This is a genomic window from Variovorax sp. YR752 (assembly GCF_943372545.1).
This window is the reverse complement of sequence record NZ_CALRZC010000208.1, coordinates 1-15,238: the sequence shown is the minus strand read 5'-3', so window position 1 is coordinate 15,238 and position 15,238 is coordinate 1. Positions and strand designations below refer to the sequence as shown.

The 15,238-nt window shown below is 69.9% G+C and carries 12 protein-coding genes and 1 pseudogene; 7 read left to right on the top strand and 6 right to left on the bottom strand.

Features of this window, described 5'->3' with window-relative positions; all coding sequences use genetic code 11:
* A partial coding sequence (locus tag AAG801_RS32615; RefSeq protein WP_341892133.1) for a M20 aminoacylase family protein occupies window positions 1-1,107 on the top strand: 1,107 nt, incomplete at its 5' end.
* 4 nt (window positions 1,108-1,111) lie between these two features.
* On the opposite strand, the gene AAG801_RS32610 is transcribed toward AAG801_RS32615, so the two are convergent.
* Window positions 1,112-1,996: an AraC family transcriptional regulator gene (locus AAG801_RS32610; RefSeq protein WP_341892132.1), complete on the bottom strand. Its 885-nt coding sequence runs from the start codon at window positions 1,994-1,996 to the stop codon at window positions 1,112-1,114.
* A gap of 95 nt (window positions 1,997-2,091) precedes the next feature.
* Between AAG801_RS32610 and AAG801_RS32605 the strand changes: the two genes are divergently transcribed.
* The 3 genes from AAG801_RS32605 to AAG801_RS32595 are packed head-to-tail and all read left to right on the top strand — an operon-like array spanning window position 2,092 to window position 3,900.
* Window positions 2,092-2,640, top strand: a complete 549-nt coding sequence (locus tag AAG801_RS32605; RefSeq protein ID WP_341892131.1) for a peroxidase-related enzyme — start codon at window positions 2,092-2,094, stop codon at window positions 2,638-2,640.
* Window position 2,641: 1 nt separating this feature from the next.
* Entirely contained in the window at window positions 2,642-3,193 is a 552-nt protein-coding gene (locus AAG801_RS32600; RefSeq protein ID WP_341892130.1) for a redoxin domain-containing protein, read from the top strand.
* A complete protein-coding gene (locus AAG801_RS32595; RefSeq protein ID WP_341892129.1) occupies window positions 3,190-3,900 on the top strand; it encodes an MOSC domain-containing protein in 711 nt (236 codons plus the stop codon). Before AAG801_RS32600 ends, AAG801_RS32595 begins: the two co-directional genes overlap by 4 nt.
* Before the next feature lie 6 nt (window positions 3,901-3,906).
* Here AAG801_RS32595 and AAG801_RS32590 read toward each other — a convergent pair whose 3' ends face one another.
* Window positions 3,907-5,268, bottom strand: a complete 1,362-nt coding sequence (locus AAG801_RS32590; protein ID WP_341892128.1) for a homoserine dehydrogenase — start codon at window positions 5,266-5,268, stop codon at window positions 3,907-3,909.
* 317 nt (window positions 5,269-5,585) lie between these two features.
* Here AAG801_RS32590 and AAG801_RS32585 point away from each other — a divergent pair, with 317 nt between their 5' ends.
* From AAG801_RS32585 to AAG801_RS32575, 3 genes are all read left to right on the top strand, one after another.
* The gene (locus AAG801_RS32585; protein WP_341892127.1) at window positions 5,586-8,279 is read left to right on the top strand and encodes a bifunctional acetate--CoA ligase family protein/GNAT family N-acetyltransferase; all 2,694 of its coding nucleotides are present in this window, start codon (window positions 5,586-5,588) and stop codon (window positions 8,277-8,279) included.
* 69 nt (window positions 8,280-8,348) lie between these two features.
* Entirely contained in the window at window positions 8,349-9,362 is a 1,014-nt protein-coding gene (locus tag AAG801_RS32580) for a DUF4105 domain-containing protein (protein ID WP_341892126.1), read from the top strand.
* Complete coding sequence (locus tag AAG801_RS32575) at window positions 9,359-11,257, top strand: alpha/beta fold hydrolase (protein WP_341892125.1); 1,899 nt, start codon at window positions 9,359-9,361, stop codon at window positions 11,255-11,257. The genes AAG801_RS32580 and AAG801_RS32575 overlap by 4 nt, the downstream gene beginning before the upstream one ends.
* Before the next feature lie 7 nt (window positions 11,258-11,264).
* Here the strand turns inward: AAG801_RS32575 and AAG801_RS32570 are convergent, their stop codons facing one another.
* The 4 genes and pseudogenes from AAG801_RS32570 to AAG801_RS32555 form a co-directional block, all read right to left on the bottom strand.
* Complete coding sequence (locus AAG801_RS32570) at window positions 11,265-13,019, bottom strand: ABC transporter ATP-binding protein (protein WP_341892124.1); 1,755 nt, start codon at window positions 13,017-13,019, stop codon at window positions 11,265-11,267.
* Window positions 13,016-13,957 (bottom strand): ABC transporter permease, encoded by a 942-nt coding sequence (locus AAG801_RS32565; RefSeq protein WP_341892123.1) that lies wholly within the window; start codon window positions 13,955-13,957, stop codon window positions 13,016-13,018. Before AAG801_RS32565 ends, AAG801_RS32570 begins: the two co-directional genes overlap by 4 nt.
* A 21-nt stretch (window positions 13,958-13,978) precedes the next feature.
* Window positions 13,979-14,944: an ABC transporter permease gene (locus AAG801_RS32560; RefSeq protein ID WP_341892122.1), complete on the bottom strand. Its 966-nt coding sequence runs from the start codon at window positions 14,942-14,944 to the stop codon at window positions 13,979-13,981.
* Window positions 14,945-14,965: 21 nt separating this feature from the next.
* Window positions 14,966-15,238: pseudogene (locus AAG801_RS32555) on the bottom strand (ABC transporter substrate-binding protein); the annotation flags it as partial.

Genomic DNA, 15,238 nt, shown 5'->3' with positions numbered 1-15,238 from the left:
CCCGAACTCGGCTTCGACGAGCACCGCACCTCGGCGCTGGTGGCCGAGAAGCTCGAAGCCTGGGGCTACACCGTCGAGCGCCACATCGGTGGCACCGGCGTGGTCGGCCGGCTGGTGCGCGGCAACGGCACGCGCCGCCTCGGCCTGCGCGCCGACATGGACGCCCTGCCCATCGACGAAGCCACCGGCCTGGCCTACGCCAGCGCGCACACCGGCGTGATGCACGCCTGCGGCCACGACGGCCACACGGCGATGCTGCTGGCAGCGGCCCAGCACCTGGCCGAACGCGGGCGCTTCGACGGCACGCTGAACCTGATCTTCCAGCCCGCCGAAGAAGGCGGCGGCGGCGCGGTGCGCATGATCGACGACGGCCTGTTCGAACGCTACCCCTGCGATGCCATCTTCGCGATGCACAACATGCCCGGCATGGCGCAGGGCCGGCTGGCCATGCGCGAAGGACCTGCCATGGCCTCGTCCGACTACGCCACGATCACCCTCACCGGCGTGGGCGGCCACGGCGCCATGCCGCACCGCGCGGCCGACCCGATCGTGACCGCGGCCAGCATCGTCATGGCGCTGCAGAGCGTGGTCTCGCGCAACATCGATCCGCTGCAGATGGCGGTGGTGACGGTGGGCGCCATCCACGCGGGCAAGGCCAACAACGTGATCCCGCAGAGCGCTGTGCTCGAGCTCAGCGTGCGCGCCCTCGACCGCGACGTGCGCAAGAAAATCGAAACCCGCGTCAAGGCGCTGGTGGCCGCGCAGGCCGAAAGCTTCGGCGTGCAGGCGCAGATCGACTGGCGGCCCGGCTACGCGGTGCTGGTCAACACGCCCGAAGAAACCGCCTTTGCGCGCACCGTGGCCGAAGAGCTCGTGGGCCCGGCGCAGGTTACGTGGCAGACGCCGCCGCTGTCGGGCAGCGAAGACTTCGCCTTCATGCTGGAGCGCGTGCCCGGCTGCTACCTGCTCATCGGCAATGGCGACGGCGACGCGCACGGCGCCTGCATGGTCCACAACCCGGGCTACGACTTCAACGACAGCAACGTCGCGGTGGGCGGCGCCTACTGGGTGCTGCTGACCGAGCGCTTCCTGCGCACGGCGGGCTGAACGCTCAAGAAGATTGCCGCGCGAGCCATTCGCGCGGCGACACGCCCACCTTCTGCGCGAACAGGCGCGACAGCGCCGAGGCGTTCGCGTAGCCGAGGCTGTCGGCAATCGCCTTGACCGACGCGCCCGTGCGCAGCTCGGCCTGCGCAATCGTCAGGCGCCACTGCGCCAGGTAGTCCGCGGGCGTTGCACCCACCACCGACTTGAAGCGCGCGGCGAACGCGCTGCGCGACATGCCGGCCTCCGCGGCCATCTGTTCGAGCGGCCACGGCTCGCCCGGGCGCTCATGCAGCGCGACCAGCACGCGCGCCAGCTGCGGGTCGCCCAGGCCGGTCAACAAGCCTGCGGGCACGCCGCTCTGCTGCGGATGGTCGAGCAGCCAGCGCAGCAGCTGGATCAGCACCACCTCGAACAACCGATCGGCCAGCAGGCGATGGCCGCACAGCACGCGCCCGGTTTCCGCGAACAGCAGCGCCAGTGCCGCTTCGAGGCCGTCGACCGCATGCAGCGGCAGCAGCACCAGCGGTGGCAAGGCGCGCACCAGCGGGTGCGCCTCGCCACCGTCGAAGTCGACCGTGGCGCAGACGAAATCCGATCCTTCCGTGGGCGCGTTGTGGAAGTCGTGCGCCAGCGGGCGTGGGTAGAACAGCAGGCTGGGCTCCTTCACGACCAGCTTGCGCGGCACGCCGGCCGAGCGCACCGACGGCGCCGAGTGCGTGACCACCATTTCGCCGCGCCGCATCACATGCAGGAAGCTGCGCCCCTCCTTCGCCGCGAAGTGCGTCACGCCGCACAGCGGACCCGTGTGGAACAGGTGGGCCCGGACACGGAAGCGCTCGAGCAGGGATGAGAGCCTGTCGATCGGCGGTGACGGTGATGCGCTCGGCATTGGACGAAAAGGTATGTTGAATGGATGAAAGCATTTAAATCATACGGATTCCGGGAAGACACTGCATCCATCGTCATCACTGAAAGGAAGTCCTCATGCCCCGCGTCAACCTCGTCTCGGACACCGCCGCCACCGGCGACACCCAAGCCTTGCTCTCTCAAATCCACGGTGCCTTCGGCGCCACGCCCAACATGTTCCGCGCCGTCGCCAACTCGCCCGCGGCGCTGCGCAGCCTGTGGGGATCGTTCGGCGCGCTCGGCGGCGGCGTCATTCCGGCGCAGCTCGGCGAGCAGATCGCCGTGGCGGTGGCCGACCGCAACGCCTGCCACTACTGCCTTGCCGCGCACACCGCACTGGGCCGCAAGGCGGGCGTGTCCGCCGCCGACATGACGGCCGCGCAGGCCGGCGAATCGGCCGACCCGCGCACGGCAGCGGCGCTGCGCTTTGCGCTGAAGCTCGTCGACGCACGCGGACAGATCGACGACGCCGACGTGCAGGCCCTGCGCGCCGTGGGCTTCGACGACCGGCACATCGTCGAGATCCTCGCCCACGTCGCACTGAACCTGTTCACCAACTACGTGAACGTGGCCTTCCAGGTGCCGGTGGATTTCCCGCAGGTGAAGCTGCGCACCGAGGCGGCCTGACATGGCCTGGCCGCACCCCGAGGCGCCCGAGTTGCAGGTCGCGCAATGGCTCAACACCGACGTGCCCGTCACGCTCGCGTCGCTGCGGGGCCGGGTCGTGGTGCTGCACGCATTCCAGATGCTGTGTCCGGCCTGCGTGTCGCACGGCCTGCCGCAGGCGAAGAAGACGCGGCAGCTGTTCGCCGCAAAGGACGTCGCGGTGATCGGCCTGCACACGGTGTTCGAGCACCACGACGTCATGACGCCCGCCGCGCTCGACGCCTTCGTGCGCGAGTACCGCCTGGGTTTCCCGATCGGCATCGACCAGCCCTCGCCCACCGGCGGCATTCCCGCCACGATGCGCGACTACCAGTGGCAGGGCACGCCGAGCACGGTGCTGATCGACCGGCAGGGCCGCCTGCGCATGAGCCACTTCGGGTTGATCGACGACATGACACTGGGCGCGGCGATCGGGCAGCTTGCGGCTGAAGAGGCGCCTGCGCACCTCATTGCACAGCCTGCGGACGACGTGCCGCAAGATGGCGCGTGCAACGACAACGGCTGCCCCGCATGACAACACCGACCGCCCTGCCCATCGACGCGCTGCTGGTCGGCCCCGTCGCGCTGCTGCCTGACGGCCGTTCGCGCAGCGGCATCCGCAAGACGGCCACGGCCGATGCGCTGTGGCTGTCGCCCACCGGCCTGCAGGGCGATGCGCAAGCCGACCTGCGCGTCCACGGCGGTGTCGAGAAGGCCGTGCACCACTACCCCCGCGAGCACTACGCAAGCTGGGCATCGGCGAGCCGCCAACGCGAGTTGCTGACGCGCGCAGGCGCCTTCGGCGAGAACATCTCGACCACCGGCTGGGACGAATCGACGGTGTGCATCGGCGACGTGATCCAGCTCGGCGATGCACGCGTGCAGGTGTCGCAAGGCCGGCAACCGTGCTGGAAGCTCGACGCGCACTTCGGCGTGCCCGGCATGGCGCGCGAGATGCAGGCGCGCGGCTGCACGGGCTGGTACTACCGCGTGCTCGAACCCGGCTGGGTGCGGGCCGGTGCCCTGGCCACGCGCGTGGAGCGGCCGCATCCCGAGTGGCCGCTGTCGCGCCTCATCGCACTGCTGTTTTCGCGCGACGCGCGCTTCGTGCCCGAATGGGAACAGGCCGCCGCCCTGCCCGCGCTGGCCGAACGCTGGCGCGCCACGTTCCGCAAGCGACTGGAGGCGGGGCGCGTCGAGGACTGGGAGCCGCGCCTGCGTGCGCCCGCGTCCGATACCTGAGCGCCCTTAGTCGTCGAGCGTTTCCACGCGCAGTGCGACAACCGGGCCAGCCACGACCGGGCTCGCCTGCAACGCATGCAGCACGAGATCGACCGCACCCTGCAGCGCAGATTCGGTGATCACCAGCACCTGCGGCGCCGCATCGGCCGGCCCGCTCGCCAGCACCAGTTGCCGCACCGGCAGCCGCTGAGCAGCCAGCAGCTCGGCCACGGCGGCGATATCGGTCGCCGCCTGCACCGGCACGCGCAGGTAGTGCGCGCTGCGCACGGCCGCGCGCGGCAGCACCGGCAGTTCGCGCACCGCATGCGCATGGAACCCGGTGTGCGGCACGCGCTGGCCGGCGTGGGTGCCGTCCAGGCGCGCCACATCGACCAGGTCGGCGATGACGGCCGAGGCGGTCTGTTCCGAGCCGGCGCCCGCGCCGTAGTACATCGTGATGCCCGCCGCGTCGGCCTTGACCATGATGCCGTTCATCGAGCCGTTGACCTGCGCGAGCAGGTGCGTCGCGGGCACCAGCGCGGGCTGCACGCGCAGCTCCACGCCTTCTTCACGGCGACGCGCCACGCCCAGCAGCTTGACGCGAAAGCCCAGCTGTTCGGCGCAGGCCACGTCGAGGCGCTGCAGCGCGGTGATGCCTTCGACCTGCGCGTCGGCAAAGCGCACCGGCATGCCGAAGGCGTTGGCGGCCAGCAGCGCGGTCTTGTGGGCGGCGTCGACGCCCTCGATGTCGAAGGCCGGGTCGGCCTCGGCATAGCCCAGCGCCTGGGCCTGCGCGAGCGCGTCGGCGAAGTCCAGGCCTTCATCGCGCATCTTGCTCAGGATGAAGTTGGTGGTGCCGTTGACGATGCCGGCCACCCATTCGATGCGGTTGGCCGTGAGGCCCTCGCGCAGCGCTTTCACGATGGGGATGCTCACCGCCACCGCGCCTTCGTACATCACGGCCACGCCGTGTGCGCTGGCGGCGGCAAAGATCTCGGGGCCATGCACGGCCAGCAGCGCCTTGTTGGCCGTGACCACGTGCTTGCCGTGCGCAATGGCCGCCAGCACCCAGTCGCGGGCCGGGCCGGTGCCGCCGGCCACCTCGACCACCACGTCGACATCGGGGTCGGTGGCGACCTGCATGGGGTCGGCCGTGAGCGCGACGCCCTCGCCCACGATGCCCTGGGCACGCGCGAGGTTGCGCGCCGCCACCACCGTCACCTCGATGCCGCGGCCGGCGCGGGCGGCGATGAGGTCCTGGTTGCGGGCCAGCACGCGGAAGGTGCCCGCGCCCACGGTCCCAATGCCGATCATGCCGACGCGCAAGGGGCGAATGGCCGCGCCGTGGCTGGGCTGGGGCAGGAAGGACGAGACGGGATCGCGGTACATGGGCTTCTCCAAACGACGAACGAACAAGACAAAAACAAAAAAACCCAGCTGCCAGCTGGGTTTCGTTCATTCGGGAGAAGAGACACCAGGTGGCTGCCGGAGCGGCCACCTGCGCGAGCTAGGGGGCCGCGGCGGTCATGGTGGTAATCATTCGTGCACTCACGGCGTCGCTCGTTCGCACGCAAGCGGCGAACGGCATCGTGCGGCCGATAACGGCGGCGCTGGATGCTGCAACAGGGGAAAGTGAAAGGCACGACATGAGCCGGCGAGTGTACACGCGGTGCTTGCGGCAGGCCCCGATCCGGGCAAACTAGGGCATGGACAAGCATTTCCTGACCCCCCTGTTCGCCCCCACGTCGATCGCGGCCTTCGTCGGCGAGCCCAGCGATCCGGGCGGCCAGACCGCCCTGGGCCACACGCTGCGCGAAGCCTTCCGCGCCGACCGCTTCGACGGCACGCTGCGCTTCATCGACATACGCACCCAGGGCACGCTCGAAGAGCTGGCGCAGACGCATGCCGACCTGGCGCTGATCGCGTTGGCGCCGCGCGACGTGGCCGCCGCGCTCGAAATCGCGGGCCGCATCGGCTGCAAGGCCGCGGTGGTCATCTCCACCGGCATCGCCGCCGATCAGGCCGCGCAGTGGCGCAAGATCGCGCGCCGCGAAGGCGTGCACCTGCTGGGCCCGAACTCGCTGGGCTTTCAGCGCCCACCGCTGCACCTGAATGCCAGCGTGGCCGGCCCGCTCGCGCGCACCGGGCCGCTGGCGCTGGTCTCGCAATCGGGTGCGCTCACGGCGTCGATGCTCGACTGGGCGCGGCAGAACGGCGTGGGCTTCTCGAGCGTGGTCTCGCTCGGGCCGCACACCTCGGTCGATATTCCGCAGGTGCTCGACTTCCTGGCCAACGACGCCGCCACGCACAGCATCATCGTGTACCTCGAAGGCATTGCCGACGCGCGCCGCTTCATGAGCGCGCTGCGCTCGGCCTCGCACGCGAAGCCGGTGGTGGTGCTCAAGGCGGGCCGCAAGCCGGCCGGCAACGAAGCCGCGCAGACGCACAGCGCCGCCATCGTGGGCAGCGACGACGTGTTCGACGCCGCCTTGCGCCGCGCGGGCGCGGTGCGGGTGCGCTCTTTCGTCGAGCTGTTCTCGGCCGCCAAGTGCCTGGCCTCGCGCTACCGGCCCGTGGGCAAGCGGCTGGCCGTGGTCACCAACGGCGGCGGCCCCGGCGTGCTCGCGGCCGACTGGATCAACGAGATCGGGCTCGACCTGGGCCGCCTCTCCGCGCCCGCACAGAAGTTGCTGCAGCCCTCGCTGCCCGCGCTCGCGTCGCTGACCGACCTCATCGACCTGTCGGAAGACGCAACGCCCGCGCACTTCCGCGCGGCCATCGACACCGCTTCGGCTGACAGCCAGATCGACGGCGTGCTCGCCATCTTCTCGCCCAAGGCCGGCGTCGATGCGGCCGCCACGGCACGCGCGCTGGCCGACATTCCGCGCCCCATGCCCAAGCCGCTCTTGGCGTGCTGGATGGGCGATGCTTCGGTCGGCAACGCGCGGGCCGTGCTGGCCGAGGCCACCATTCCGAGCTTTCGCACGCCCGAGGCAGCCGTGGGCGCCTTCGGCAACATCGCGGCCTTCTATCAGAACCAGCAGCTGCTGCAGCAGACGCCGCCGCCGCTCTCGGCGCTGGCCAAGCCCGACATCGACGGTGCGCGCCTGCTCATCGAGAGCGTGCTGGCCGAGCGGCGCAAGGTGCTGACCGAGATGGAGTCGAAGTCGCTGCTCTCGTGCTTCCACATCCCGATCACGCGCACGCTGCTGGCGCGCAGCGCCAACGAGGCCATGATGATCGCGACGCAGCTGGGCTTTCCGGTCGCGCTCAAGATCGACTCGCCCGACATCTCGCACAAGTCCGACGTCGAGGGCGTGGCGCTGAACGTGATGAACGGCACCAGCGCGCGCGATACCTACCTGGAGATGATGGAGCGCGTGGCGCAGCTCGCGCCCGACGCCCGCATCAACGGCGTGACCGTGCAGAAGATGGTGCGTGCGCGGCGCGGGCGCGAAATCTATGTCGGCCTTGTCACCGACCAGCCCTTCGGCCCGGTCATCGTCTTCGGCGCGGGCGGCACCATGATCGAGCTCATGAACGACCGCGCCATGGAGCTGCCGCCGCTCAACCAGTTTCTGGCACGCCACCTCATCGAGCGCTCGCGCGTGGCCGAGACGCTGGGCGAATGGCGCGGCGCCAACGCGGTGAACATGGAAGCCCTCGAAGACGTGCTGCTGCGCGTGTCTGAAATGGTGTGCGAGCTGCCCGAGCTGCGCGAGATGGACATCAACCCCATCATCGTGGACGAGCATGGCGCGGTGTCGGTCGATGCGCGCATCGTGGTCGACAGCAGCACGCAGGCGGTGGCGGGCCCCGCGGGCAACGGCTACCAGCACCTGGCCATCATGCCGTACCCCGCGCGCTACCGGCGCGAATGGCCGCTGCCCGGTGGCGGCGCGTATGTGGTGCGGCCGGTGCATCCGAACGACGCGCAGATGCTGCAGGCGCTGGTGCAGGGCCTGTCGCCCGAGAGCCGCTGGTTCCGCTTTGTCTCGCGCTTCCATGAGCTGCCGCCGTCGATGCTGTCGCGCTTCACGCTCATCGACTACGACCGCGAGATGGCGCTGGTCGCCACCATCATGGAACGCAGCACCGCGCCCGACGGCACCGTGCTCGACACCGAGCGCATCGTGGGCGTGTCGCGCTACATCACCAACCCCGACCAGACCAGCTGCGAGTTCTCGCTCGTGGTGGCCGATGAGTTCAGCGGCAAGGGCATCGGCTCGCGCCTCATGGAGAGCATCATCGACGTGGCGCGCGACCGCGGCCTTTCGGAAATGGACGGGCTGGTGCTGGCCGGCAACCCCGACATGCTCAAGCTGGTGCGGCGGCTGGGCTTCACGGTGAAGTCGTTCCCCGAAGACCCGGACTTCAAGCTCGTGACCTACCCGCTGTAGCCCGACGGCAATGCCGTGGGTGGCCGCAACTCGACGAGAATCGGCCGCCCTCCACCTCCGCGTTTCTTCATGCTCCGAATCCTTCTGCGCTCCCTCGGCCGTCTGCTGGTGAGCTTCGCCGTGCTGCTGTCCGCCGCCTGGGCCTGCGCGGCCCTCTGGTATCAGTTGCCGGTGGCCGCGCCGCTCAAGGTCGGCGCGATGGTGTTGTGGGGCCTCTTCGGCCTGGCGGCGATCGTGCTCGTATGGCGCGGCAAGGCGGCCCGCCCGCTGCTGTCGTATGCCATCGGCTTCGCCCTGCTGCTCGGCTGGTGGAACACCATCCAGCCCTCTCAAAACCGCGAATGGGCCGACGACGTGGCGCGCCACCTGAAGCCGCGCGTCGAAGGCAGCGTGGTCACGATGGAGAACGTGCGCAACTTCGACTGGCGCAGCGACACCGACTACACCGTGCGCTGGGACACGCGCCGCTACGACCTCGACCGCCTGCGCTCGGTCGACGTGTCGCTGTCGTACTGGACCGGCCCGGCCATCGCCCACACGCTGGTGTCCTTCGGTTTCGACGACGGCCAGTACGTCACTTTTTCCATCGAGATCCGCAAGGAGCGCGGCGAGAGCTTCTCGTCGATCGGCGGCTTCTTCAAGCAGTTCGAGAACAGCCTCGTGGCCGCCGACGAGCACGACATCCTGCGCGTGCGCACCAACGTGCGCGGCGAAGACGTCTACATGTACCGCGTGCAGCTGCCGCAGGCCGAAATGCGCTCGCTGTTCCTCGGCTACGTAGGCGAGGCCGAGGCGCTGGCGCGCACGCCGAGCTTCTACAACACGCTCACGGCCAACTGCACCACCATCGTCTACGACCTCGCCAAGCATGTCGTGCCCGGCCTGCCGATGGACTACCGCCTGCTGGCCTCGGGCTACCTGCCCGAGTACCTGCACGACGTGGGCGGCCTGACGCCGGGCCAGAGCATGGACGCGCTGCGCGCCGCCGGCCGCATCACCGACCGGGCCATCGCCACGGACAAGCAACCCGGCGTGAACTTCTCGCAAGCCATCCGCCACGGCCTGCCGGGCGCTGCGCCATGAGGCGCATCAGCTTCCTCTTCCTGCTGCTGGCGCTGTCGCTGCTCACCGGCTGCGCCGGCGTCACGGTCGGCACCATTTCGCCGACCGAATACCTCGCGCAGCGGCGCGGCGACGTGCTCACCACCGGCAAGCTCAGCAGTTCGGCGCAAGAGGTGCTGCGCGTCATCGGCTCCGACGCCGACCAGTGCCGCAAGGACGGCCGCGCCTGTCGCCAGAACCTGGCCACCTCTGCCGGCCTGAGCGACGAGCAGCGCATGTCGGCGCTGTCCGAGGTGTGGCTGCAGCTCGCACTGGCGGGCGGCGATGGCGGCTCGGCCGCGCAGCCCACCGCGCCCGAGGCCATCGACGCCTGGCTCGAAACCGCGCGCCATGCCTACGCCTACCTGTTCTTCACCGCACGCAAGCCGCGCGACCGCGCCTTCGAAGACCGCCAGACGCAGGTGCGCGACTACTACAACTACGCGGTGCAGCGCGCCATCACCGGCCTGTTCGGCCGCTACCGCAAAGGCGGCGTGCCGCGCGCCACCATCCCGCAGGTGGGCGACTGGCGCATCGACGCCGACCTGTCAGCGCTGCAGCTCGCGCCCGACGCCACCTTGCCGCAGGAGCTGATTCCCGCCGCCTCGCTGACCTTCTCGGGCCTGCGCAACATCTACCGCCGCGACGGCTTCGGCGCCGAACTGGTGGCCGCGGGCAGCGACCGCCCGACCGATGCCCAGGCCGAGGAAGACGCGCCGCCCTTCAGCGAAACGCCCTTCCCCGCCCTCACCGCGCTGCTGCGGTTCGATGGCACCACGCTGCAAGACGTGCTGGCCACGCGCACGCTGCGCATCGCCGTGTTCGACCCCTACCGCACCAGCACGATCCAGCTGGCCGGCGAGGAGATTCCGCTGGCCGCCAACTTCACCTCGGGCTACGGCCTGTGGCTGGCCCGCTCCGACTTCGCGCTGCAGGCGCTGCGCAGCCTGTTCGGCGGCGCCGAGGGCCTGACCCGGCCGCACATCTACCTGATGCAGCCCTACGACCCGAAGCGCCGCACCATCGTCATGCTGCACGGCCTGGCGAGCAGCCCCGAGGCCTGGATCAACGTCGCGAACGAAGTGCTGGGCGACGAGACGCTGCGCCGCCGCTACCAGATCTGGCAGGTGTACTACCCCACCAACGCGCCGCTGCCGCTGAACAACCTGGCCATCCGCGAAGCCATCACGCAGACGCTGGCGCACTTCGATCCGCAGGGCCGCGCCGAGGCGTCGCGCAACGTCACGCTCATCGGCCACAGCATGGGCGGCGTGCTCTCGCGCCTGCTGGTGTCGTCGTCGGGCGATGTGCTGTGGGACGCGCTGCGCGAGGGCTACCCCATGCCGGCCGCGCAGCGCCGCCGCATCGAGGAAGGGCTGGGGCCTTACCTGCGCTTCGAGCCGCTGCCCCAGGTCAGCGACGCCATCTTCATTGCATCGCCGCATCGTGGCACCTCGTTCGCCAACAAGCGCATCTCGCGCTGGGTGGCCAACCTCATCACGCTGCCGGTGGCGATGCTGGGCCAGCTCAACGACCTCTCGCGCGAACTGATGCGCGTGGCCCCGAGCTCGCAGGACATGGGCCCGCTGCGCATTCCCAACAGCATCGACAACCTCAGCGACCGCGACCCTTTCGTGCGCCTGTCGTCAGGGCTGCCGATGAGCCCGAAGGTGCGCTACCACTCGATCATCGGCAACGACACGCCCGGCCTGCCGCTGGCCGAGTCGAGCGACGGCATCGTGCCCTACACCAGCGCGCACCTCGACGGCGCGGTGTCGGAACTGGTGATTCCGTCGGCACACAGCGTGCAGGAGAACCCGCTGGCAATCCTGGAGATCCGGCGCATCCTGCGCGAGCAGCTGCAGCGCGCGCCCTGAGCGCGATCTATGCCGTGGCGAACACGGCAGCCGCCGGTGCCTGCCGCATGTCCGGCACCGCCGCCATCAACGCCTGGGTGTAGGTGTGCTTCGGCGCATCGAGCACCTCGCTCGCGCTCCCCTGCTCCACCAGCCGCCCGCGCTGCATCACGCCCACGTCGTCGCACATGTGGCGGATCACCGCGAGGTTGTGGCTGATCAGCAGGTAGGTCAGGCCGAACTCGTCCTGCAGGTCGCGCATGAGGTTCAGCACCTGAGCCTGCACCGACGCGTCGAGCGACGAGGTCGGCTCATCGCAGACGATGAACTCGGGTTGGCTCGCCAGCGCCCGTGCGATGGCGATGCGCTGGCGCTGGCCGCCCGAGAACTGGTGCGGGTAGCGCCGGCCGTCGTCGGGCGACATGCGCACGCGGCGCAGCGCCTCGGCCACGCGCTCGGCGGTTTCCTCGGCGCTGGCAGCCAGGCCCAGCACTTCCACCGGCTCGGCGATGAGCCGGTCCACGCGCCAGCGCGGGTTGAGGCTGGCGTACGGGTCCTGGAAGATCATCTGGAAGCGCCGCCGCAGCGCGGCCGTCTGCGCGGCGTCGCCCCAGCGGTCGATGCCGTCGAAATGCACCGTGCCGGCCGTGGGCCGCGTGAGGCCGGCGATCATGCGCGCCACCGTCGACTTGCCCGAGCCCGACTCGCCGACCAACCCGAAGGTGCGTCCGCGCGCGATGTCGAAGCTCACGCCGTCGACCGCCTGCAGCACCTTCTTCGGCTGGCGTGCGAATGTGCGAACGAGCCAACCGGCCGAGAGGTCGAACGCGCGCGACAGACCCTGCACGCGGATCAGCGGTGTGCTGCCGGCCGATGCCGTCACGGTCTCGACCTGCGCAGGCGGCAACGCAGCAGCCACGGCGATGTCCGCACCGATCTCCGGCACCGGCAACCGATGCAGCCGCGCATGCACCGAAGGAATCGCCGCCATCAAGGCGCGCGTGTAAGGCTCGCGCGGGCGATCGAGAATCTCGCGCACCGGACCGGTCTCCAGCACGCGGCCCCGGTACATCACCATCACGCGGTCGGCCGCCTCGGCGATCACACCCATGTCGTGGGTGATCAGCATCGCGGCCGTGCCACGCTCGCGGCAGACACGCCGGAACACGCGGATCACCTGCGCCTGCACCGACACATCGAGCGCGGTGGTGGGCTCGTCGGCAATCAGCAGCTGCGGCTCGGCGCACAGCGCGAGCGCAATCGCGACGCGCTGGCGCATGCCGCCCGAGAACTGGTGCGGGTACTGGTCGATGCGGCTTTCGGGGTCGGGAATCTCGACGTCGGCCAGCAACGCCAGCGCGCGCCGGCGTGCCTCGGGCTCGCTCACCGGCAGGTGCGTGCGGATCGTTTCGATGAGGTGCCGGCCGATCGGATAGACCGGGTTCAGGCTGGTCAGCGGGTCCTGGAACACGCTGCTGATGCGGCGCCCGCGCACACGGCGCATGTCTTCGCCGCGCAGCGTATCGATGCGCTCGCCGTGCAGCTCGACCGTGCCGCCCGCGATACGCCCCGGCGGCGGCACCAGGCCGATGACGGCCGCGCCGACCATCGACTTGCCCGCGCCCGATTCGCCGACCACGCCGAGGATTTCGCCCGGCGCGATCTCGAACGAGACACCATCGAGCACCTGCACCGTGCCCCGGTGCGTGTCGAAGGCCACGTCCAGGCCGCGCACCCGCAGCACGGGCGCCTGGCCCACCGGCCATTCGTCGCGCGCGCTCATTGCAGCCTCGGGTTCAGAGCGTCGCGCAGCCAGTCGCCCGCCAGGTTGACCGACAGCGCCAGCGCCAGCAGCACCAGCGCCGGAAACAGCAGAATCCACCACTCGCCCGAGAACAGAAAGCCCTGCCCGATGCGGATCAACGTGCCCAGCGACGGCTGCGTGGGTGGCAGCCCGACACCCAGGTACGACAGCGTCGACTCGGCCACGATGGCCAGCGCGAAGCTGATGGTGGCAATCACGAGCACCGGCGCCAGCAGGTTCGGCAGGATGTGCCGCACCAGGATGCCGGTGTGCGAGCGGCCGATGATCTGCGCGGCGGCCACGTAGTCCTTGTGCTTTTCGAGCATCACCGCGCCGCGCACCGTGCGCGCGTATTGCACCCATTCCGACAGCCCGATGGCCGCCACGATCACGTACACCGCCATGTCGTCGCGGTAGCCCGCGGGCAGCAGGCCGCGCGCAATGCCGAAGATCAGCAGCGCCACCAACAGCACCGGAAAGGTCAGCTGCACATCGGCCACGCGCATCACCAGCGTGTCGAACCAGCCGCCCGCATAGCCGGCCGCGAGCCCGAGCGGCACGCCGATGGCCAGCGACAGCCCCACCGCGCTCACACCCACCAGCAGCGACATACGCAGCCCGTAGAGGATGGCCGAGAACACGTCGCGCCCCTGGTCGTCGGCGCCCAGCGGATAGAAGGCGCCCGAAGCGCCTTGCTGACCCGGCGGCGTGAAGGCGTCGATCAGGTCGAGCACGGCCGGATCGAACGGGTCTTGCCGCGCAATCCACGGTGCGAACAGCGAGGCCAGGGCAACCAACAGCAGCACGAAGGCGGCCAGCTGCACGGTGCGCGAGCGCGCAAACGCACGCAGCACGGGCGACTCGGCGTTGCGCCAGCGGCGCGGCGCTTGGGCGCCGGTCGAAGAAGAAGACGTCATTCGGGAAAGAGGGAAAAAGATTCAGGCACGCCGCAGGCGCGGATCGACCAGCACGTACAGCAGGTCGACGATGAAATTGATCGCCACGTACAGCAGCGCGATCAGCAGCAGGTAGGCCGCCACCACCGGCACGTCCACCCCCTGGATCGACGTGATGAACAACAGGCCCACGCCCGGCCACTGGAACACCGTCTCGGTGACGATGGCAAAGGCCACCAGCGAGCCGATCTGCAGCCCGGTGATCGTGATGACCGGGATCAGCGTGTTGCGCAGCGCGTGGCCGTAGTTCAGGTCGCGCTCGCGCAGCCCGCGCGCGCGGCCGAAGCGGATGTAGTCGGCACGCAGCACCTCCAGCATCTCGGCGCGCACCAGCCGCATGATCAGCGTCAGCTTGTACAGGCCCAGCGTCAGCGCGGGCATGAGCAGCGAGGCCCAGCCCGAGGCCGTGAGCAGCCCGGTGCTCCAACCGCCCAGCTGCACCGTGTCGCCGCGCCCAAACGACGGCAGCCAGCGCAGCTCGACCGCAAAGAGGTAGATGAGCCCGATGCCGATCAGGAAGGTCGGCAGCGACACGCCCACCAGCGACACCGCCATGACAGCGCGGCTCGCCACGCTGTCGCGCCGGATCGCCGTGTACACGCCCAGCGTCACGCCGCCCGCCACCGCCAGCACGGCCGCCACCAGCGCCAGTTCGAGCGTGGCCGGCAGCCGCTCGGCGATGAGTTCGACCACCGGCCGCTTGAGCCGGTACGACACGCCCAGATCGCCCTGCAGCGCGTGACCCACGTAGCGCAGGTACTGCACCGGCACCGGGCGGTCGAAGCCCAGTTCGGCCGTCAGCGCGGCGCGTTCTTCGATCGTGGCGTCTTCGCCGAGCAGGCTGATGGTCGGATCGCCGATGTGGCGGAACACCAGGAACGACACGAACGACACCGCCAGCAGCACCAGCACCGACTGGCCGAGCCGGCGCAAGAGATGGACCCACATGGTGTGCGTGCGTGTGTGTGCTTAAGGCTTCGCCACCTTCACGTTCTTGAAGAACACGCTGCCGTCGGGGCTCACCGGAATGTCCAGCTTCGGGGTCGAGGCGAAGTTGAGCACCTGGTCGTGCAGCGCGATGTAGATGCGCTCCTTCTGCACGGTCTGCCAGATGCTTTTGATGGTGGCGTCGCGCTTGGCCTTGTCGCTTTCGGCGGCCAGCGATGCGATCTGCGCGTCGACCTCGGCGTTGCTGTAGCCGGTGGCGTTGGTCGGGCCGCGGCCGTCCTTGCCGCGCGTGTG